At 53.8% G+C, this 21,181-nt stretch carries 20 protein-coding genes and 1 tRNA gene; 8 read left to right on the top strand and 13 right to left on the bottom strand.

Features of this window, described 5'->3' with window-relative positions; translation table 11 throughout:
- Positions 1-60 precede the first annotated feature (60 nt).
- Positions 61-780 carry a YafY family protein gene (locus Yoon_RS14175; RefSeq protein ID WP_238113047.1) on the top strand — a complete coding sequence of 240 codons (720 nt, stop codon included), beginning with the start codon at positions 61-63 and terminating at the stop codon, positions 778-780.
- Between the two features lie 97 nt (positions 781-877).
- Positions 878-1,399, top strand: coding sequence for a MarR family winged helix-turn-helix transcriptional regulator (locus tag Yoon_RS14170; protein WP_113775665.1), 522 nt, complete (start codon positions 878-880; stop codon positions 1,397-1,399).
- Here the strand turns inward: Yoon_RS14170 and Yoon_RS14165 are convergent.
- The 7 genes from Yoon_RS14165 to Yoon_RS14135 all read right to left on the bottom strand — a co-directional run bounded on the left by Yoon_RS14165 (position 1,396) and on the right by Yoon_RS14135 (position 7,974).
- Positions 1,396-2,139, bottom strand: coding sequence for a DUF1194 domain-containing protein (locus tag Yoon_RS14165; RefSeq protein ID WP_238113046.1), 744 nt, complete (start codon positions 2,137-2,139; stop codon positions 1,396-1,398). The genes Yoon_RS14170 and Yoon_RS14165 overlap by 4 nt on opposite strands.
- On the bottom strand, positions 2,106-2,534 hold the full coding sequence (locus Yoon_RS14160; protein ID WP_238113045.1) for a VOC family protein: 429 nt from the start codon (positions 2,532-2,534) through the stop codon (positions 2,106-2,108). Before Yoon_RS14160 ends, Yoon_RS14165 begins: the two co-directional genes overlap by 34 nt.
- A 94-nt stretch (positions 2,535-2,628) precedes the next feature.
- Positions 2,629-2,703 (bottom strand) — tRNA-Glu (locus Yoon_RS14155).
- Between the two features lie 87 nt (positions 2,704-2,790).
- On the bottom strand, positions 2,791-4,545 hold the full coding sequence (gene recJ, locus Yoon_RS14150) for a single-stranded-DNA-specific exonuclease RecJ (protein ID WP_238113043.1): 1,755 nt from the start codon (positions 4,543-4,545) through the stop codon (positions 2,791-2,793).
- Between the two features lie 782 nt (positions 4,546-5,327).
- Entirely contained in the window at positions 5,328-6,293 is a 966-nt protein-coding gene (glpX, locus tag Yoon_RS14145) for a class II fructose-bisphosphatase (protein WP_238113041.1), read from the bottom strand.
- 107 nt (positions 6,294-6,400) lie between these two features.
- Complete coding sequence (locus tag Yoon_RS14140) at positions 6,401-7,687, bottom strand: homoserine dehydrogenase (RefSeq protein WP_238113039.1); 1,287 nt, start codon at positions 7,685-7,687, stop codon at positions 6,401-6,403.
- A 56-nt stretch (positions 7,688-7,743) separates the two neighbouring features.
- Entirely contained in the window at positions 7,744-7,974 is a 231-nt protein-coding gene (locus Yoon_RS14135; RefSeq protein ID WP_238113038.1) for a hypothetical protein, read from the bottom strand.
- Between the two features lie 91 nt (positions 7,975-8,065).
- On the opposite strand from Yoon_RS14135, the gene Yoon_RS14130 reads away from it, so the two are divergent.
- Positions 8,066-8,551, top strand: coding sequence for a hypothetical protein (locus Yoon_RS14130; protein ID WP_238113036.1), 486 nt, complete (start codon positions 8,066-8,068; stop codon positions 8,549-8,551).
- On the opposite strand, the gene Yoon_RS14125 is transcribed toward Yoon_RS14130, so the two are convergent.
- Genes Yoon_RS14125 through Yoon_RS14115 form a run of 3 tightly spaced genes read right to left on the bottom strand, consistent with a single transcriptional unit; the run spans position 8,548 to position 11,235 of the window.
- Positions 8,548-9,138 carry a TadE/TadG family type IV pilus assembly protein gene (locus tag Yoon_RS14125; RefSeq protein ID WP_238113034.1) on the bottom strand — a complete coding sequence of 197 codons (591 nt, stop codon included), beginning with the start codon at positions 9,136-9,138 and terminating at the stop codon, positions 8,548-8,550. The genes Yoon_RS14130 and Yoon_RS14125 overlap by 4 nt on opposite strands.
- Positions 9,128-9,694 carry a TadE/TadG family type IV pilus assembly protein gene (locus tag Yoon_RS14120; protein WP_238113032.1) on the bottom strand — a complete coding sequence of 189 codons (567 nt, stop codon included), beginning with the start codon at positions 9,692-9,694 and terminating at the stop codon, positions 9,128-9,130. Before Yoon_RS14120 ends, Yoon_RS14125 begins: the two co-directional genes overlap by 11 nt.
- Positions 9,691-11,235, bottom strand: a complete 1,545-nt coding sequence (locus tag Yoon_RS14115) for a Tad domain-containing protein (RefSeq protein WP_238113030.1) — start codon at positions 11,233-11,235, stop codon at positions 9,691-9,693. The genes Yoon_RS14120 and Yoon_RS14115 overlap by 4 nt, the downstream gene beginning before the upstream one ends.
- 368 nt (positions 11,236-11,603) lie before the next feature.
- Here Yoon_RS14115 and dnaG point away from each other — a divergent pair, with 368 nt between their 5' ends.
- The 3 genes from dnaG to Yoon_RS14100 all read left to right on the top strand — a co-directional run bounded on the left by dnaG (position 11,604) and on the right by Yoon_RS14100 (position 16,762).
- On the top strand, positions 11,604-13,574 hold the full coding sequence (gene dnaG, locus Yoon_RS14110; RefSeq protein WP_238113028.1) for a DNA primase: 1,971 nt from the start codon (positions 11,604-11,606) through the stop codon (positions 13,572-13,574).
- A gap of 126 nt (positions 13,575-13,700) precedes the next feature.
- Entirely contained in the window at positions 13,701-15,674 is a 1,974-nt protein-coding gene (gene rpoD, locus Yoon_RS14105) for an RNA polymerase sigma factor RpoD (protein WP_238113026.1), read from the top strand.
- Between the two features lie 812 nt (positions 15,675-16,486).
- The gene (locus Yoon_RS14100) at positions 16,487-16,762 is read left to right on the top strand and encodes an HlyU family transcriptional regulator (RefSeq protein ID WP_238113024.1); all 276 of its coding nucleotides are present in this window, start codon (positions 16,487-16,489) and stop codon (positions 16,760-16,762) included.
- Between the two features lie 14 nt (positions 16,763-16,776).
- Here Yoon_RS14100 and Yoon_RS14095 read toward each other — a convergent pair whose 3' ends face one another.
- Together Yoon_RS14095 and Yoon_RS14090 are read right to left on the bottom strand one after the other, a co-directional pair.
- Positions 16,777-17,403, bottom strand: a complete 627-nt coding sequence (locus Yoon_RS14095; RefSeq protein WP_238113022.1) for a hypothetical protein — start codon at positions 17,401-17,403, stop codon at positions 16,777-16,779.
- Between the two features lie 154 nt (positions 17,404-17,557).
- The gene (locus Yoon_RS14090; protein ID WP_238113020.1) at positions 17,558-18,247 is read right to left on the bottom strand and encodes a nitroreductase family protein; all 690 of its coding nucleotides are present in this window, start codon (positions 18,245-18,247) and stop codon (positions 17,558-17,560) included.
- A gap of 209 nt (positions 18,248-18,456) precedes the next feature.
- Here Yoon_RS14090 and Yoon_RS14085 point away from each other — a divergent pair, with 209 nt between their 5' ends.
- On the top strand, positions 18,457-18,930 hold the full coding sequence (locus Yoon_RS14085) for a hypothetical protein (protein WP_238113018.1): 474 nt from the start codon (positions 18,457-18,459) through the stop codon (positions 18,928-18,930).
- 67 nt (positions 18,931-18,997) lie between these two features.
- On the opposite strand, the gene Yoon_RS14080 is transcribed toward Yoon_RS14085, so the two are convergent.
- Complete coding sequence (locus Yoon_RS14080) at positions 18,998-20,575, bottom strand: sulfotransferase (RefSeq protein WP_238113016.1); 1,578 nt, start codon at positions 20,573-20,575, stop codon at positions 18,998-19,000.
- 117 nt (positions 20,576-20,692) lie between these two features.
- Between Yoon_RS14080 and Yoon_RS14075 the strand changes: the two genes are divergently transcribed.
- A complete protein-coding gene (locus tag Yoon_RS14075) occupies positions 20,693-21,100 on the top strand; it encodes a secondary thiamine-phosphate synthase enzyme YjbQ (protein WP_238113014.1) in 408 nt (135 codons plus the stop codon).
- Positions 21,101-21,181 lie beyond the last annotated feature (81 nt).

The raw sequence follows: 21,181 nt of genomic DNA, 5'->3' as shown, positions 1-21,181 counted from the left end.
ACGAAGATCTAAATTGAATTAGTGCCAAATTTTGGCACCAATTGTTGGTAACCTGCAAAAATGAACCCGCGTCATCGACAAGATACACTTGTGCGCAGCCTGCGCCGCAACGGCACCGCAACGATTGCTGAGCTTGCACAAGAGGTCGGCGCTTCGCGGCGGACTGTGTTACGCGATATCTGCGCGCTACGCGATGAGGGGTTCGTCATTCATTCTGAACCGGGGCGCGGCGGCGGGCTTCAGCTTGATCCGCAATCATTGCAGACCACGGCGCGGCTGTCAGTGGCAGAGGTCTTTGCGTTGCTGATCAGCGTGGCATCGATGCGCGCGGCTGGGAACCTGCCGTTTGCGGGGCTTGCCGACGCGGGGCTTGCGAAGATCGAAAAGGCGCTGCCTTCGGATAAAATCCGCGACCTGCGCCGGTTTTTGGATTGCCTTTACGTTGGGCCGCTTGCGCCACAGGTGAATATTGCGGACATGGGCGCGATGGACCCTGCGTTACTGCCCGCATTTGAAACGGCTTTTCTTGAACGGCAATATCTTCGGTTTCAATATCGCGATGCAAAAGGGGCGGTCACGCAAAGAGAGGTTGAACCGCAAGCCATGCTGATCCTGCCGCCGCTTTGGTATTTGGTGTCTTGGGATCCGACCCGCAACGGTTTTCGTCATTTCCGCATGGATCGCATCACTGATCCAAGCTGCGTCGCAGAGCGCGTTTTTCGCCGACGTCATGTGCAATTTGATGATGGGGTGCGCCCGATCAGAGAGCAGCATCCTTGAGTTTGTATTTTGAAAAATCGTTACAATTTTAGCATTTAACTGAATGTTTTTTATTTTGTTTTAGCCAAGTACCCAAGCTGAAGACGGAGTAGACAAGATGAGCATTCATACCGACATTGATGGTCCAAATCCGTCAGGGCTTGCGGCCGCGCGTAGTGCCAGCTTCATGGCAAGCTATTTGGACGCATTAACACTGGTTGAACGGCTCCATCGCTTGTTGCTTGATGTGATCAAAGATGAATTCGAACGCGTGGGTATCCTCGAAATTAATGCGGTTCAGGCGCTTTTGCTGTTTAACGTCGGCGATAATGAGGTCACAGCGGGAGAATTAAAAACACGCGGCTATTATCAAGGCTCCAACGTATCATATAATCTGAAAAAGCTGGTTGATCTTGGCTATATGCATCACCAACGCAGCGAAATTGATCGCAGGTCCGTACGCGTGCGCCTGTCGGAAAAGGGGCGCAATGTCCGCGCTATCGTCGCAAAGCTGTTTTTGACACATGCCGATGGGCTGGTTGACCGTGAAGTGCTTGATCACGACGGTTTGGACATGATCACCGCATCACTGCGGCGGGTCGAACGGTACTGGACCGAGCAAATCCGCTATATTTATTAGGGCGACAAAATCGCGATGCTTTGCAATTCATGCGCTGACTCACCCACGATAAGCGGCGTGACCTCGCGGATCAATTTGCGACGCATCGCGTTTTCATAATCTGCGAAACCATTGGCGATTTCGACAAATGCTCCGGGCCCACGGGTTACCTGATCTCGGTAGAAAGTCAGTGGGTCCGCATCGACGCTGCCGGCGCTGTTTTCAACGACCAAGCCGTTTACCGTGATCCCATCAAATGGGAAGGCAGCATAAGCCTGCGCGGGACCAAACCCTTCGTTATTAATACCGTCGCCCGCAACATCGATGGTATGAAAATCGCAAGTTGGCGCGTTTTGTAGCTGGATCGCCGCATGGCCTAGCGCATATCCCATTGCGGTCGGGAAGTCGTCATGACCGCGGCTGCTATCCAAAATGGTTTGCGCGGCATAATACAGGTCATCGGGGCCGGTGATGATGGTCCAGGGCAGGATATCATCTTGGTTGTATCGCCCGCTCCATTCAAAAATAAATAAGGCGACCGGGTCTTGGCTGGCCATAAAGGCGGTTTGTACATCGGGCGCGACCAGGGCAGCGGCAAGCCCCGCGCGTTGCAATTTGTCTTCGGCGGCATCGATCGAAGACGACACATCTACCGCCAAGACGAGCGCAAGGCGGCAGGCCTCAGCCGGGTTCGCAAAGATGCAAAACCCGGCAAAGAGGGCGGCTCTTACCAATGGCCCGTGTTTTCCATACTTGCCCATGGTTCCGCGCTTGGCAGGTTGTCGCCTGCTTGTAAAAGCTCGACAGAAATATTGTCGGGAGAACGCACAAATGCCATGCGGCCATCGCGCGGCGGGCGGTTGATCGTCACGCCATTATCCATCAGGTGCTGGCAGGTTTCGTAAATATCGTCGACCTCATAGGCGAGATGCCCAAAGTGGCGGCTGTCGGACGGCAATTCATCATCGCCATCCCAGTTATATGTCAGCTCTACTGGGCAATCCTCTTGGCCTTCAGGGGCCATAAAGATCAGGGAAAAACGTCCAGCCTCAACATCGTGACGCTTGGTTTCTTTCAGTCCAAGTAGGGTAAAGAATGCCATGGTTTTTTCAAGGTCTTTGACCCGCACCATTGTATGCAGATATTTGAGTGGCATCAGTTTGTTCCTTCGTGATGTATCACGCAGAAACCTAAACCCTGGGAAGGATAAGGCAAACGACAATTTGTGAGCGGGGGAAGTTTCACACCAATGGCAGTCCCTAGGGGAATTGAACCCCTCTTTCCAGGTTGAAAACCTGGCGTCCTAACCGATAGACGAAGGGACCGCACTTGGTGTGTGGCGCTTTTAGAAAAACTGCGCGTAGGGCGCAAGAGGTATTTTGATTTATTTTTACTTTTTGCGCGGAATGTCTTTAGTGGGCGGGTGCGGCGTCTTCGAGGCGCAGTTGCACGGATTGCCGCCCGCGCCATGTGTTAATCTCGAGCCGACCAGCTAAATGGAACCGCGCGCCCTTATGCCCCATAAGCATCGACCCCATCGGCCCATCCATGCCGCCAAAACAAATAGAATCGATCCGCGCGCCCAGCCCGTCCCCAAAGGTGACTTTCAGATGGTTGGCTCCAACTTGTTTGGCAAATAGGATTTGCACATCCGGAAACGCAAACCGAGGGGCAGGGGCACCTGCGCCAAATGGTCCTGCCTTTTCAATCTGTTCGACCAATTCGACAGTCGCAGCCCCCGGCATCAATAGCCCATCAAGGCGCAAATCAGCGGGGCCAATATCGGCGGCCCCTTGTTTCGCCAAAAGCGCCCCAATGCGCTCCATCGCAGCGTCTAGCTGGTCACGGGCGACGGTCAGGCCGGCGGCCATCTTATGCCCGCCCCCTTTGATCAAAAGCCCATCGGCGGCGGCGCGTTGAATCGCCGCGCCAAGATCAATGCCGGACACAGAACGCCCTGACCCTTTGCCTTCGTCCCCGTCGAGCCCGATCACAATCGCGGGGCGGTTGGTGGCTTCTTTAAGCCGCGACGCGACGATGCCAACAACGCCGGGGTGCCAACCTTCGCCAGCCGCCCAGACCAGCGGCCCATCAAGCCCGCGGGCCGTCGCCTGCTCAAGCGCCAAATCGCGGACCTGTGCTTCGACTTCGCGCCGTTCTGTGTTGAGCTGGTCGAGCTTGCTGGCCATGGCTTCGGCCTCGTGCTGGTTTGTCGCTGCCAAAAGCCGCGCACCAAGATCTGCTTGCCCGATCCGCCCGCCAGCGTTCACCCGCGGTCCTAACAAAAACCCAAGATGATAGCTGGTCGGCGCTTGGTCTAGTCCTGCTACATCGGCGAGTGCGGTCAACCCGATCCGTTGCCGCCGCCCCATGACGGTCAAACCTTGGCGCACAAAAGCGCGGTTCACCCCAATCAGCGGGGCGACATCGGCAACCGTCGCCAGCGCCACAAGATCAAGCATCGCCATCAGGTCCGGCCCTTTGGCCCCGGCGGCCCGCATTTGTCGATTGGCTTCGACCAGCATCAAAAATACGACAGCAGCGGCACAAAGATGCCCCAGATCACCGCTTTCGTCTTGGCGGTTTGGGTTCACCACCGCCACGCAATCGGGCAGGGTTTCACCGCCAAGGTGGTGATCAAGCACGATAACCTCGGCCCCGGCGGCCGCAGCGATTGGTCCGTGTGAAAGCGTACCACAGTCCACACAGATGATCAGATCGTGGTCCTTGGCCAGCATCGCCATCGCGTCATCATTGGGGCCGTAACCTTCGTCGATGCGGTCCGGAATATAGAGCGTGCTGTCTAGCCCCATGTCACGCAGCCAATTGATTAGCAGTGCGGCAGAGGTGCCGCCATCGACGTCGTAATCCGCAAAAATCGCAATGCGTTCGCGTGCCTGCACGGCCTTCAGGAACCGCGTGGCGGCTTTTTCCATGTCGCGCAGATCATGCGGGTCCGGCAGAAGGTCGCGTAGGGTCGGGGAGAGGAAGGCTTCGGTCGCGTCATCAGCCACACCACGCCGCACCAAGGTTCGGCACAAAGGGGCAGGCAGCCCCGTGGATTGGGTCATCGCCTCTGAAAGGCGGTCTTCTTCGATAGAGGGGCCGACCCACCGCCGTCCGGTTGCAGATTGGGCGACGTCAAGAAATGCTTTGGACTGTGTCATACCGCGGGACAGTAATGAAAATCAGCCGCTAGCACCACGTCCATTTCAGATATTGCAGCGTGTCTTTTGGGTTTTTGAAAGCCTTTCATGTAAACGAGCTCTCGGCAGTCCCCCAAGGCACCACACCGGACCTCTAGCGTAGCTGGTAGCAAAGAACGCTAAGCGGACTTTGCTGCTCTCATTTCCTTCTATATTTAAGTCTGCTTTAGCTCACTACATTCTTTATAAGCAAAGTAAGCAAAGTAAGCAAAGTAAGCAAAGTAAGCAAAGAAGGGTTCGATCGAAGTACATGGAAAATAGTTCTTGGCCTTGGATGTTATGTGTTGGCATATTTGGTGTAGTCTTATCGGCTTGGGCGTCAGGTTTTTCCTTTGCACGTCCAAAATGGCAACCGCCGCGACTCAGATTGGTTTCGACTATCGTACTACTACAAGACAGATATCTTGAAAGAATTTCAGGGCAATCAATCTTGGAAGTGCATGAGAAACGGAGTACATTGCCCCATCGTCATTATCTCTGGCTGCTGAAACTATCAGACAGCGATCAGCTTACATACTCGCAAAAACTTGACCGAGCGATATGGACGCAGACAGGTATTTGCGCCCTTCTTCTTGTTGCTGTTGGTTGCATTCTAGCGGTTATTTGAAGCTTCTAGCGAAAGGTCATTTGCCAAAGCTGCCATTCGTGCACAACGCAGCATCGGTCATTTTGGGCTCAAACCAGACACTTGCTGCGGTGTGCGTGAATGTCCGGTTTGTTTTTTATAGCTTTTAGACGCGGGTTTATGCGACTGGGTTGCGGTAGATCATCCGCCGTACGGAGCCGGTTTTGGACCGCATCAAGATTGTTTCGGCGGTGACGTAGCCGACTTCGCGTTTGATACCATGTACCAGCGACCCATCGGTCACGCCTGTGGCTGCAAAAATCACGTCTTCGGTCACCAGATCGTCACGGGTGTAAACGCGGTCAAAATCTGTGATTCCGGCCTTTGTCGCGCGGCCCGTTTCATCATCGTTGCGGAACATCAGGCGACCTAAAATCTGTCCGCCCATACATTTGAGCGCGGCGGCTGCCAGCACGCCTTCGGGCGCGCCACCAGAGCCCATGTACATATCGATGCCTGTCACGTCAGGTTCTGCGCAGTGCATGACGCCAGCGACGTCACCGTCCGTGATCAGCCGAATGGCGGCACCGGTACCGCGCAGTTCGGCGATCATGTCTTCGTGCCGGGGCCGTTCAAGCACGCAGACGGTGATATCGCGCGCGGTGCAGCCTTTGGCGGCGGCCAATGCGGCGACCCGTTCGCTGGGCGACATATCAAGCGTGACAACGCCGTCGGCATAACCGGGGCCAATCGCCAATTTATCCATATAGACATCCGGCGCATGTAGCATAGACCCACGCGGCCCCATGGCGATTACCGCGAGCGCATTTGGCATGTCTTTGGCGGTCAGCGTTGTCCCTTCAAGCGGATCAAGCGCGATGTCGACGCCGGGGCCTGTCCCGGTCCCGACCTCTTCACCGATGTAAAGCATCGGGGCTTCGTCGCGTTCGCCCTCGCCGATGACGACGACACCAGCAATATCAAGCTTGTTAAGCTGGGTGCGCATCGCGTCAACCGCGGCTTGGTCGGCGGCTTTTTCATCGCCACGGCCGATCAGGGGCGTGCAGGCAATGGCCGCAGCTTCGGAAACACGGGCAAGCCCTAGCGAGAGTGAGCGGTCGTTGAAATCTGCGGCTTTGGTCACGGTCTGGATCCTTTGATGAATAATCCCCCTAAACCGTGTCTAGCGCATGGCTGCAAGACTGTTTGCGCTAACCCACTGGGCGGGGAAGGGTAGAGTTTGCGGCGGGTTTAGACCTGTTCAATCCGGATCGCGACGGGTGTGCCAGAAACAACACCGGTTGTCGCGAAATCGGCAAGGGCCTCTTCAAGCGCGGTGCGGGTGGTTTTATGGGTCACGATCAGCACAGGCGCAGCGGTTTCTTGGTGCCCGTATTGACGCATCCGGTCGATGGAAATGCCTGCCTCGCTAAGCGCATGGGCGACTTTGGCCAATGCGCCGGGCTTATCGACCAATTGCATCCGCAAATAATAGGGTGCCGGCACCGCTGCACGCGCCGCACGCGCGTTGCGCAACGTGTTTGCAGGTTGACCGAATGTCGACATGCGCATCCCGCGCGCGATATCCATCACATCGCCCATCACCGCACTTGCGGTTGGGCCTTCGCCAGCGCCGGGACCGCGCAGTACGATTTGACCAACTGCGTCGCCTTCAAGCACAACCATATTGGTGCCGCCGTCCAGCTGCCCTAAAGGTGATGTATCGGGCACAAGGCAGGGTGACATCCGTTGTTCGAGACCGCGGCCAGTCAATTGTGCCACGCCAAGCAATTTGATTTTATAGCCCATATCGGCGGCTTGGTTGATGTCTTCGATGGTGATCGCGCCGATCCCTTCAAGCTCAACCGCGTCGAAATCGACCTGTGTGCCAAAGGCGATGGACGCCAAAAGCGCCAGCTTATGCCCGGCGTCGATCCCGCCGACGTCCAGTTCGGGGTCCGCTTCGAGATAGCCGAGGTTATTCGCCTCTTCAAAGACCGCATCATAGCTCAGCCCGGCGCTTTCCATGCGGGTGAGGATGTAGTTGCAGCTGCCGTTCATCACGCCCATGACGCGCGAAATTTCGTTGCCGGCAAGCCCTTCGGTCAGGGCTTTTACAACGGGGATACCCCCAGCAACCGCGGCTTCAAAGCGGATCACTCGCCCTGCGGCCTCGGCTGATTCTGCGAGCGCTTGCCCGTGAATGGCGAGCAGGGCCTTATTGGCAGTCACAACATCTTTGCCCGCAATGATTGCGGCGGCGGTGGCGTCTTTGGCGGGGCCTTCATGGCCGCCCATGACCTCGATGAACAGATCAACATCGTCGCGTTTGGCCAGATCAACAGGGTCATCTTCCCAAGCAAAGCCAGACAGATCAACGCCGCGATCTTTATCCTTTGAGCGGGCAGAGACCGCGCTGATCACGATGGGGCGTCCGGCCCGCTGCGCCAATAGATCGGCATGGGTTTGGACGATCTTGATGATGCCAACACCAACGGTGCCCAGACCCGCAATTCCAAGGCGTAGTGGTGTCGTCATATCGGGGTCCGTCCATCGTTGGTTTGTCTTACCGCCGTACTAGCGAAACGGGCGGGCTACTGCAACGCGGCGATGTCGATCTGGCGTAACCGGGCGGCACGGGCTTGCAAGGCCGCAACGCGGGCAGAAAGCCCTGCATCCACGACGCTTTCGATTGTTGTGCTTTGCGGTAGCTGCGTCAGCGTCGGGTAGGGGGCCGCACGGGCGGCATCACTGATCGTGCCGTCGAGCGCCGGAAATTCCGCACAACCGATCAGAACGACAAAGAAGAGAGGCATAAAACGCATGGTAAGATGTTTTGCATTCCGTGCCGCTCAGCGCAACTAGGCAATCGCAGAGACATCGGTTAGATCAGGTTTAACAAAACAGGGGTTTACGATGTCTCAATCAGAAACAAACGATGTTTACGCGACTGTGCAAGCCTCTGCGGTGCGCCGCATTTTCGCCTTTGGGGTTTTGCTCGGATTGGGCGGATTGGTGATTTACACGGCGCTTGTGCAGCCGCCATCTCCGGTTTGGTTGGTGTTTATGCTGGCCTTTGGTGTCGCGATGCTTTGGCTGGCGGAAACGATGCGCCGCAGTACGCTTTGGGTAATCGAATTGACTGATACGGAACTGCGGGCCACTAACGGGTTTGTCTTGGCACGTATGGATGAAATTGTGGCCGTTGATCGTGGGGCGTTCGCGTTTAAGCCATCCAACGGGTTTACCCTGAAACTAAAAAACCAAAAGCCCCGGGCTTGGGCTCCGGGGCTTTGGTGGCGTTTTGGACGCCGGGTCGGTGTTGGTGGCGTGACGTCGGCGGGGCAAGCTAAATTCATGGCGGAACAAATCGCGCTACGTATCACCGCCGCGAGGCTTTAGTTACTACAGACTGAGCCACCGTTGTTTTGTATGAAACAAACGTTTCCGTCACGGGGGCGAATGACTGTGAACGTGTCAAAGCTGAGATCGTCCAAGTTCGTTTCTAAAAACGGCCCGATCCCGATCGAAAATGGCGCCGAATATTCAGTGTGTGTTTCAACAAGAATCGCGTTGTCACCATCTGACAAAATAGGCAAGCGATCAGATTCTGCGCGCAGCGTGGCGTTCGTATGGTTGGAATAGTAGCTGCCCCTGTTACGTGACCAGACACGGTCGTACTGGTCGTCGCTTTCGTCAAATGTATAGACTGTAATGCGCATGTCTGGTGCGTCCGCAGAGGGTGTAAGCGCCTCAAGCAAGTCATGTGCGCCATTGATAAACGTGTTGTCGACTTCGACCTCACGGCTGAACATGTCTGCGATTGTCATGCTCATGCGTGTACTGATTGACTCAGTCTTAAACGCGTCGAAATAGACAAGTGTTGACAGTAAAGCCCAAACAAGAATTGGAACGACGAGCAATAGCTCGATGGCGATAACGCCGCTTTCGTCATCACGAAAATCTTGCAGGAGTGACTTAATCTTCATCTGCGAATGGCTCCACTACAAATGAGGCTGATGCGATCAATGCATATGATGATCCTGCCGCGTCGTCGCCTTCTGCCGCGTCAACAATGGCTTTACCAATCCCTGTTGTTGGCAACATAGGGTCGATACGAATACAGGCCCGCAAAAACACGATATCGTTGTTTCCAAGGTTTGAAAATTCAACGGCAGCTTGTGTTACCACGCTTCGGTCAACGCACGCAACATCTGTCGGAATATCCACCCATGCACGCACGTCACGGACAAGCATTTCCAATTCTAGCTGGTTTTCGCAATCTGGCAGAATTTTTGCGTAGTCGCAGATGCTTTCCTTGAGAAGGGCACTTGTTGGCTCGGCCATCACGCCGATCCGTACTTCGCGCACGGCCATGTCAATGCCACGTTCAAGCATGACATTGCGCACCGAAATTATGCCCATCTCATAGGTCATCAGAAAGAAGCCAAAAAAGATTGGAAACACGATCAGGAATTCAACGGTGACAACCCCAGAGTCGTCAGCGACGAATGTCCTGACCCATTTTCTTAAACGCATCATCATAGACTCAACCGCAATTGCGTGATCTGTTCCGCAATATCAGCGAAGATCTGTTCCAATTCACCGCCCTGAGTGTTGAAGTAATGCGCATCCGACGATGCACAATCCTGCATTTGCGAACTCGTAGCGCCCATCGCGATGGTATAAATAATGATGTCTTGTGCTTTTGCTTCGTCACAAATGTTGTCAAGTAGCGTATTCGCATCCGACGCGGAATACTTTGTGTACAGTAGGTTCGCGTAATTGTTGTTGTTCGGACGGTCGACCTCCGGTTCAATCTTGTTCCAGTTTTCTATCCAGTATTTCATCGGATATGTACTAAATACTGCGCGTTCTTCGTACGAGTCGTAGTTCGTTGGATCAAGACGGGTTCCGGCTACGTTTTGCCCATCAGTCATCAGAATAACATATTTAACGGTTGATATGCCATCACTAGACGCAGTGTAGTCCAGAGGACGCGTGCCAGCGAAGACGGGGTCAATTTCGCCGCTGGTATCATCAAAAATTGGACGCATTGACGGGTCAAGCAGTGATACTCCCCACTTCATACCTTTATGGATAGCAGTGTTGAGCGTCGGCTCCAGGCTGTCAATCGCATCCGTCAATTCGGTAAGGTCTTGTGACAGCGGAATGATTTGCGGTTCGAAGTCGCCCGGTCTTTCAGTTGGGCAACGGGGAGTATTTATCGTAGAGGTCTTTTTGCTGCTGGTATAATCAAATGTCTCAACCTGATAATATGCACGCGTGGTATCAAATACGGTTGTTGCAAATTCGTCGTCATCAAAATCAACACAGCGGCTTAAGTTCGTCGTTACACCACCCGTTTGCTCATCTTCGGGTAGGAATTCGTCGGCGGGAATTTCGTACCAAGTTTCTGGTTGCTGTAACGTCAATCTATCAAAAATATAATCACCGATGTTTACGTTTTCTGAGTAGTTAACCAAGGAAATGGATACGCGGTCTTCGAGCTCATCTGTCAGCATCGCAGTAACGAAACTTTTCGCCGCAGGTTGCAAAATATCAATGCGATCTACGGTATTCCCATCCGCGTCAGTGCCGTCAAAGCCCATCGATCCGGAGATATCTAAGACAAGCGAGATTTCAACGTTTCCTACGCCTTCAATCGCGCCGGATTGGGCTGGGACAGAAAGCGTATCGATACCTGCTAGACGAAGATAGAACGTGTTTACATCAAGTCGTGTCGAAACAGAAACGGAGCGCGATGTCACTGAGTCGCCACCAATTGTTGTGGTCAAAACATTATCACCATACCCGGTTTTTTCGAACATGTCGTCAATCACGAGTTGGGTATCAAGCTCTTGGTCAAGCTCGGCCGCTGCAAGCACCGCACGGTCTGCAACACTTTGCAATTCGGCGCGCCGCGATTCGAAACGCATAAAGTCGACAGCCATGCCGCCCATGATAAGCATCGTGATCAGCAGCAACAATGTCATGACAATGACGCCGCCATCTTCGTCTTTTGCAAAACGACGCAGAAAGCTATCGCTTTGTGACATCTTTGGTTTTTGAATTTTATTGGTCATCGGCTGATATATCCCCATGGCAAAACACCGAGTTACTTATACGACAATCTGACCACGCTGCATAATCGTTAATGAAGCCTAAAAGGGTACGTGGCGAAATTGTGGCGTTGGCCGGTTGTTGTGTGCTTTGTTCGCCGATATACTTGTCCAATATATGGCAATTTGGCAAATTGTTTCCATTTCCCGCACCTTCCCGCAATTGTATGGTCGGCAAGTTGTTGCCATTTTGCCTTGGGAATCTTGTTTCGCGTGCCGAATTTCTTGAATGGTCCCGATTTTTTGATTCGGTTATAGGCGCATATGGAACCCTCGCGCGCCGTTCGCCGGAGGTGATGGTATTCGGCGCGAATCTGCGCGATAATCAGTGTATGAGTTTACCGCCCGGCTTTCTTGATGAATTGCAGACCCGACTGTCTTTGACGCAGGTGGTGGGGCGTAAAGTCATGTGGGATACGCGCAAGTCGAACCAGGGCAAAGGTGACATGTGGGCGCCATGCCCGTTCCATCAAGAAAAAACTGCCAGCTTTCATGTCGATGATCGCAAAGGGTTCTATTACTGCTTTGGTTGCCACGCCAAAGGCAACGCAATTACGTTCGTACGCGAAACCGAGAACGTCGATTTCATGGAGGCCGTGCGCATTTTGGCGGGGGAGGCCGGCATGCAGATCCCCGCGAGCGACCCGCAAGCCCAGCAAAAATCGGACCGCCGCACGCTGCTTGTCGATGTGATGGAGCAGGCGGTGCAGTTTCACCGGATGCAGTTGCAAACGGGGGCCGCCGCAGAGGCCCGCGATTACCTTGAACGGCGCGGTCTTAACCCAGAAACGCAGGGGCGCTGGGATATTGGTTTTGCCCCGGCGCAGGGTGGGGTGCTGGAACACTTAAAGGGCAAAGGTGTCGACGAAAAACTGATTGTAGATGCGGGCTTAGCTGCGCAAAGTGATCGGGGGAACGGGCTTTACAACCGGTTCCGTGATCGGATTATATTCCCAATCCGTGATGCACGCGGGCGCGCGATTGGTTTTGGCGGTCGCGCCATGGACCCAAATCACCCGGCAAAATACTACAATTCACCGGAAACAGATTTGTTCGACAAGGGGCGCAGTCTCTATAATCACGGTCCCGCCCGCGAAGCTGCGGGCAAGGGTAAGCCGCTGATTGTCGCCGAAGGCTACATGGATGTGATTGCCCTGTCAGAGGCGGGGTTCACAGCCACAGTCGCTCCGTTGGGCACAGCAATCACAGACAATCAGCTGCGCCTTTTGTGGCGGATCGCGGATGAGCCTATCATCGCGTTGGACGGGGATAAGGCTGGGCTGCGCGCGGCGATGCGGGTGATCGATATCGCCTTGCCCTTGCTTGAGGCCGGAAAATCCTTGCGCTTTGCCTTGATGCCCGAAGGTTTGGACCCCGATGATCTGATTAAGTCGCAGGGCGCTGGCGCGATGCAAAAGCTGCTCGATGCTGCGATTCCAATGGTGCAACTGCTGTGGCAACGTGAAACCGAAGGGCGGGTTTTTGACAGCCCTGAACGTAAAGCCGCGCTTGATAAGGGGTTGCGTGAAAAGATAAAACTGATCGCTGACGCGTCTATCCGCGCGCACTACGGCGAAGCGATCAAAGAGCTGCGCTGGGATCTATTTAGTAATCGGCGCCCCAGCCGGGCGCAAAGCCCGCAACGTAAATGGACCCCCGGTAAACAGGCCGCTTGGCAGCGCGACATTAGCCCAGCCGTCAGCAGTAAGAATTCAGCGCTCGGCACAGGGGCCGCGCAAGAAGACTATCTGCGCGAGGTCGTGATCCTTGCGACGATCATCGCAAACCCCGGTGTGGCGTTGGAATTTGAAATGGCGCTTGAACAGTTGCAGTGCCGTGACCAAACCCACAGTGAAATTCAGGCCTGTCTGTTGCGCAACATGGGTGCCCAAGACCTGCGTGATGTTATTTATGAAGCTTTTGGGCCTATGGTCCTTGAAAATCTGATGACGCAGCGCCATGTCGCAATTAGCCCGGCCATCCGTCGTGCCGGTGATGATGAAATTGCGCGCATGTGTTTGGCTGAAGAGTTCGCCAAATTGAATGCCCGCTTGGGGCAGGCGCGCGAAATCGAGGATGCGGTCGAAGACCTATCTGGAGTCGCGGATGAGGGGCTGACGTGGCGCTTGGCGCAGGCGTCCGCGGCGATTGAACGGGCAGGGCGTGGCGATGGCGAAGATAAGGCTGAATATTCTGTGCATAAGAACGGTGCGAGATTGAAAAAAGACGAGCTCACGGCGCTTGATCAACTGCTTGCGCAAATTGGCATGGGCAGCGGGGATGGCGGCCCTAAGCCCGAATAGCAACATACTTTGAAAACAAGGCGCGATCTGCTTGCGAATCAGTGCAATGCAGGTTTGATTCGACGCTAACCGAATCAGCCGAATCACTTCGGCGCGGAAACGACGACTTTGAAAGGTCCTTTTTTGATGGCTGCGAAAGACAACGACGATCGTAAAAATGCGGACCAAGATGGCGATATCAGTCTTGATATGAGCCAAACAGCGGTCAAAAAAATGATCGCCGATGCACGTGAGCGGGGCTACATCACTTACGATCAGTTGAACGCGGTGCTGCCACCTGAACAGGTATCATCCGATCAAATCGAAGACGTAATGTCGATGCTGTCCGAAATGGGCATTCAGGTCACCGAAGAAGAAGAATCCGAAGAGACCGAAGAAAACCAAGCGGGCACCGAAGTGGCCACTGTGGCCGGTTCACGCGAAGTGACCTTGGGCGGGGCGGAGGCTGAAAAGCTGGACCGCACTGACGATCCTGTGCGCATGTACCTGCGCGAAATGGGATCGGTTGAGCTGTTGTCGCGCGAAGGTGAGATCGCGATCGCCAAGCGGATCGAGGCTGGTCGCAACACGATGATACTTGGGCTGTGTGAAAGCCCGCTGACCTTTCAGGCGATTACGATCTGGCGCGACGAACTTTTGTCCGAAGATATTTTGCTGCGCGATGTGATCGATCTTGAAACCACATTCGGCGATCAGATCGGCGATGAGGAAGAGCCCGTTGTCGCCCCGATTGCTGGTACGCCAGAAAAAACCGAAAAGCCGCAAGAGCTGGACGCCGATGGCAACCCGATTGCCAAAGACGATGATGACGACGATGAAGATCAGGCAAATATGTCGCTCGCTGCGATGGAAGCCGCGCTCAAGCCGCGTGTGCTCGAAACGCTGGAAGTCATCGCGCATGACTTTGGTGAACTGTCAGAAATGCAAGACGCGCGGATGTCCGCAACGCTGAACGAAGATTCATCGTTCAATGAAAAACAAGAAGCGAAATACCAAAAGCTGCGGTCAGAAATTGTGCTGATGGTGAATTCGCTTCACCTGCATAACAACCGTATCGAAGCCTTGATTGACCAGCTTTACGGCATCAACCGCCGTATCATGTCGATTGACAGTGCGATGGTAAAACTCGCTGACCAAGCGCGGATCAACCGCCGTGAATTCATCGACGCCTACCGTGGTCGCGAACTTGACCCGAACTGGCTCGAAGAAATGGGCGAAAAAGCTGGCCGTGGCTGGCAGATGATGATCGAGAAATCGACAGATAAAATCGAAGAATTGCGCGGCGACATGGCCCAAGTCGGTCAATACGTCGGCGTCGATATCACCGAATTCCGCCGCATCGTGCAGCAGGTCCAAAAAGGTGAAAAAGAGGCGCGTCAGGCCAAGAAAGAAATGGTCGAAGCCAACCTGCGGCTCGTGATTTCAATCGCCAAGAAATACACCAACCGTGGTTTGCAGTTCTTGGATCTGATCCAAGAGGGGAACATCGGTCTGATGAAAGCGGTTGATAAGTTTGAATATCGCCGTGGCTATAAATTCTCGACCTATGCGACATGGTGGATCCGTCAGGCGATCACGCGCTCTATCGCGGATCAGGCGCGCACGATCCGTATTCCGGTCCACATGATCGAAACGATCAACAAATTGGTCCGCACGGGCCGCCAGATGCTGCACGAAATTGGCCGCGAACCCACCCCCGAGGAATTGGCAGAAAAGCTGCAAATGCCTTTGGAAAAAGTCCGCAAGGTCATGAAGATCGCGAAAGAGCCGATTTCTTTGGAGACGCCAATTGGCGACGAGGAAGACAGCCAGCTTGGCGATTTTATCGAAGACAAAAACGCGATCCTGCCGCTGGACTCTGCCATTCAGGAAAACCTGAAAGAAACCACAACGCGGGTGCTGGCGTCATTGACCCCACGCGAAGAACGCGTACTGCGCATGCGTTTCGGGATCGGCATGAACACCGACCACACGCTCGAAGAAGTCGGCCAACAGTTTAGCGTCACCCGCGAACGTATCCGCCAGATCGAAGCGAAGGCGCTGCGGAAGTTGAAACACCCAAGCCGGAGCCGCAAGCTGCGGAGCTTCTTGGATCAGTAGTGCAGACTAAGCGTTTGGGACTTCGGCCAAAGACACGTATTGGCCGAATTGCCAAGCTACTCATGTTCGTTTGGTTCATTCTGACTGGGACCGCTACCCTCGCCGCGATATTTTCCTTTCCACAATTCGTAATGACCGATTTGTGGACCGAAAGTGCGAGATGGCCTGCGCTATACGTCAGTTTCATAAGTGCATTGATTGTTTGGTGGGTCGTTCGCTTCGTTCATTTAGATGACGCCGACCCAACAATAGGGGTCGAGTATGGGAAATGGCCAAGTTGGCATGATATCGTTGGTGCGCTCTGGAGTTACGCTTTCTTATTTTGCGCGTATCCGTTGCTGCACGCACTGTGTTTCGGGCAAGAAAGCCAAGCTGCATATTTTGTTGTGAATGATCCAGAGCCACCCCGCAAACATTGCGGTGAGGGCGTGCGAATTGAAGGAAGTTTTATTTTTTACAGTTGTATTTTGTATCCTGAGGCCGGAATGGGTCGAAAGTTGGTGGAAGGTGACCTCATAAAGGTGACAGGCTATGGATCTCGGCTCGGGATATTTTACCAGACTGTCGTTGTGCAGCGATGATGCCCGCCAAACCGAGCCAGTGATCTATGACCGATGCCCGGCATCGGTCAGTGCCCGACACTCCCCAAGGGAGGGCGCACTGCGTGCTTCCTGCGCTTTCGCGCGCTTCGTCCTGAAAAGGTCCGCAGGACCCTTTGTAAGACGGCCTTCGCCCCAGGGTCGGGCGCTGACCTCTTTTGATTTCTTGGCGTAAACGGTAGGGTTGGGAAAACCTGTAGTCGGAGCCTCCTCATGTCCCTTTTCAAACGTCTCTTTGGTGGAAATAGCACGCCACCTGCCGCACATCCGTCAGAAGAATACAACGGCTACACTATCACGCCTGAACCGATCCCTGAGGGCGGGAAATTTCGTCTGGCAGCGAAGATCGAAAAAGAGATCGACGGCGAGGTGAAGATGCATCACCTCATCCGCGCGGACTTGCTCGAAAGCGAGGACGTCGCCTGCAAGGAAGCAGCAACCAAAGCTCGCGTGGTTATCGACCAGCAGGGCGACAGTATTTTCCGTTAACCCGTAGCGTCGGTCTAACGGTTCTGAAAAATCGTGGCGTCTGTGCGGCGGTTCATCCGATGTGTCAGCAAAATATTATAGAGCTGTAGCGCTGCGCGCAGTGCCACAAACCCGGCAACCGCGCCGATAACAACGATGATAAACTGCCAAGAGAAGAAGGTAACCAGCATCGTCCAATCCGCAGTTTTCAGAACCACACTTGCGCCCAAAATCAAACCGCCAAGCCAACAAAACATCGATAGCGCCGCAGCAAGGGTCATTGGCATCATGTAACGCAATGGCAGTTCGCAGGCGCGGTGCCCCACCGCAGCAGCCACACGCGGCAGAACCGATAGGCCAATGTAGAAGGCGTTTAACGTCAAGACAGTGACAACAGCCAGTTTGAGGATCAGTTTTGGTGAGAAATTATCAAGATCGAAACCCGTGCGGATATAGATCAACATAACACCCGTGATCCAAAGCCCAAGTAAGGCTGCAAAGACAACTTTGTGGACACGCTCAAATTCGAGAATATCAAAATCATCAAAGGGGCTATTGAGGCGGCTTAGCGTCCGGAAGTCAAAATAAACGCCCGAGCCCATACCAACAGCGAAACATGCCAAGTGGACGACCCGGATGATGTCAATTATTTCTTGCTGCATTTGGACTCACCAATTTTTGATAGTCTATTTTCCTTATAAATTTCATATGGTTGGAGGTGCGCTGTGGCAATATGTCTGACTAACGAATCGCCTGATCGGCAGGCCGCCGCTGAAACCACAGTCGCGACGGCCAAGAGTTGCCTAGATGTGAGGATTAGTAGAACCGTGCAATTTTTTTGAGCGGTTTTTTGTATTTCGCCACTGCGGGCACTGTCGCTTCCTTTGATGCGTGCCCAACGGTTAGGATCATCACTGGTTTTTCAGAGTCCGGCCGATCAAGTGCTGCGTTCAGGAACTTCATCGGGTTGGGCGTATGCGTCAGACAGGACAGCCCCGCATTATGGAGCGCCGCAATCAAGAAACCCGTCGCGATGCCGACGCTTTCAGGGACGTAGTAGTTCTTATACCGCGTGCCGTCGTCAAATTCCCCCCAACGCTGTGCAAAGATTACGATCAACCAAGGCGCTGTTGTCAGATGCGGTTTGTCAGCGTCGGTGCCTATCGGCTCGAGCGCTTTGATCCATTCATCGCTGCCACCGCCGTCATAGAATTTGCGCTCTTCAACTTCGGCTTCCTCACGGATACGCGATTTGAGCGTGGGGTCGGATACCGCAGCAAAAAACCACGGCTGGTGATTGGCCCCTGACGGTGCGCTGCCCGCCGTCATCAAGCAATCTTCGATGATGGCGCGCGGCACAGGTTGATCAGTGAAATCGCGCACAGAGTGGCGCTTGGCCATAAAGGCCCGAAACTCGCTGGCTGCCTTTTGTGCCTCGGCATCCGTTAGCCCTAAATGATCGGGCAACGGCATGGCGTCATAGGACATTTTGTCTTTTGCAAACATTGGTGGCTCCTGACCTGCTAGAGGCATTGTTAATCCTTAGGCACATTGTAATCCAAGCATAATTTTTGGGTCCAGCGGGCTGGCTGCAATATCACTAAACTTCGCTGCACTTTGAATGTGTTGACGCTGAGATCGTAATATCTGCGTAACTTTCTTTTTATAGGTCAATTGAGGTGAATAAAGATTGACAGCAGAAATGGACTAAACCCATGAACATGATCCAAGGCGGCATGGCCCCTATGGCCGGGATGACCCCAAAGGCCCAAAGTCTGACGGACACACAAAAGCAGGGGTTGGAAGACGTGCTGTCCAACTACGACGTTGAAAACCTGTCGGATAGTGACGCAAAAGAAATCGTATCGCAGATTGAGGAGCTTGGCATCGCGAAAGGGCAAGGGCTTGCCTCGGCGTTGGGTGATGCAGGAATCGACGCGCGCGGGTTGGCAGAGCAGGCCGGGATCGGTGGCGCGGAGGGTAATGGTGGTCGTCCACCACCACCTCCGGGCGGTGGCCCCAAAGGCCCTGATGAGGCCTCCATTTCTACGTTGCAATCCGTCGTAGAGCAGCTTCAGGCGTCGGTGGATGCCAGCGATGAAGACGTTGATTTCGGAACAATGTTGACACAAGCACTCGAGGACGCGGGGCTTGATACCTCAAGCCCAATTGTCGACTATAGAGTCTAAGAACATTGGGGTGGGGGCAATAGCCGGAGGAAGATTTTGCCCCCCGCGCTATTTACCCGTCCTGATATCAAAAACCGTCCGGGTAGAACTGCTTGAGTTCGGCTTTCAGCGGATCAAGGTGCTGCTCATAGCGCGCCCAACGTTTGACTGAGCTTTTGTAAATCGGCTGCCGCACTTGCCATGTCGAAATCGTGCGTGCTTGGTTTTCATTTTCTTGGAACGAAAGACAGGCAGGATCCCAATCGAGCCCTAGAAAATCGATTACTTCGCGGGCTTTGCCTTCGGTGTCAGCCACGACGTCTTCATAGTGCACCTCCATGATCGGGTTTGGCAGCACCTTTTTCCAGTGGTCCATCAGTCGCCGGAATTCGGAATAATACTGACCAAGTGATGTCAGATCCTGCGTGTAGCTGTGAAACTTGCTGAGCGGCGCAAGATAGCACGAGACGCAGTTATCCATCGGGTCACGCAATGCGTTGAGAATGCGTGCTTTTGGGAACAGCTTTGCATAAAAGCCCAAGATTTCAAAATTGTGCAGGTTTTTATCGACGATACGCAGCATTCCGGGCTGTGCATCTGTCGATTTTTGAAGGTAGTCTGCGGCAAGTTCTTGCGCTTGATCAGGTGTGAGTTTGTGGATCGCATTCACCAATGAAGCGCCATCGTGGAATTTTATGCCGGCTTTGCTTGCGGCGTCACGCAGGTTTTTGCTTTCACCAATGCCACCGATTTGCGGATGGCTGGATAGAATTTGCTCGAGCAACGTGCTGCCCGTGCGGGGCATGCCGACGACCAGAACCGGGTTTTCACTGTCAGAGCCGGGGGCGCCGAAATAATCTGCGCGTGAGACACCCGAAATCACGGCGCTTACGAACATTTTGTTCACCGTGCGATCATGCGTCTTTCCCGTAAGTTCTTTGGCGTCAGTGTAATGCTGAAAAGATGTCTCGAAATTTCCAATGTCGTTTTCTGCTTTGCCGAGTATGCGAAGTAACGGGATGCGCCCCGGTAGTTTCTTGTCCAGAAGTGTTGGGTAGACCGTGTCGCGGATGTGTAAATAGATAGGATCATCAGCTGTAATTTTGCAGGCTTGGTGCCAAATAGAATAATTCGCAAGGCTGTCCGGATACTCTTTGAAAATTTCACGACAAATCGCTTCGGATTTCGTGAGTTCACCAGAACCGCGCAACGATTTTGCATAAAGAAGGCGCGACGGCAGGTGCTCCGGTCTGATGGCAAGGCAAGCCTCCATACATTTTGTTGCGGCTGCATAGTCTTCAGTGTCGAAATAGACTGTCGCGGCAACATATAATCCGTCGGGCGATTTTGGACCTAGCTTGACGGTCTGGTCTGCGTGTATTTTTGCGCTTTCGAACATATTTTTTTTGCAAAAACATTCTGCGGCCAATTCATGGGCCAGTGCCGATCGGGGTGCGAGCTTCAGCAACTTGGGCAGGAGCGCGATAGCCATATCGGTCTTTTTCATCTTGCGCGTATAAAGCCGGATTAGCATCGCGTAAGCGGTCGGATCTTTTGGCGAGTCGGAAATCACTTTGATCAGAATGCGTTCAGTAAGGAAATTTTGACCAGCGGCTTCGGCCTCTTTAGCTTTCGAAATAAGTGGGGATTTTGAAGCTTTGGCCATCTTTGTTCTCACTGCGTTGTTGTGGGGGCTGAAAACCACGTTTTTGCACAAGTCACAAGGTTTGTGCACTGTGTGACGGGTCTTGTGCGTGCTGTATTGTCTGCGCACTATGGCTGTATGCAAACAGTTTTCCAAGTTTCGACCAATGGTCCCGGGCTTTACGAATTTACCGATCAGGTGACGGCTTGGGTGCGTGGCTCTGGCTTGCTCACGCTTTTTGTACAGCACACGTCAGCCAGTCTTTTGATCCAAGAAAACGCTGATCCAGAAGTGCGTGTCGATATGCAGAATTTTTTCCATCGCTTGGTGCCGCCGACCACGGATCCAACGATGGCATATCTGACCCATACATATGAAGGGCCAGACGATATGCCCGCGCATATTAAAGCGGCATTGTTGCCTGTGCAGCTAAGCATTCCGGTTACCGAAGGCCGGTTGGCCTTGGGAACATGGCAGGGTATTTATCTATTTGAACATCGCAACGCTCCGCATCATCGCCGGGTCGTCGCGCATTTGTCATCCTGACCGAGTCTATTTCGCAACGGTTCATCTGCTCTATGTAGCGGCGTGAATTGCCCACTACCCAAATCTTGTGGGGGTTCCTAT

This window comes from Yoonia sp. I 8.24 (assembly GCF_022096995.1).
In the GTDB taxonomy this organism is placed as follows: domain Bacteria; phylum Pseudomonadota; class Alphaproteobacteria; order Rhodobacterales; family Rhodobacteraceae; genus Yoonia.
The sequence above is the reverse complement of the archived record's forward strand: the minus strand, read 5'-3'. Positions and strand labels throughout refer to the sequence as shown.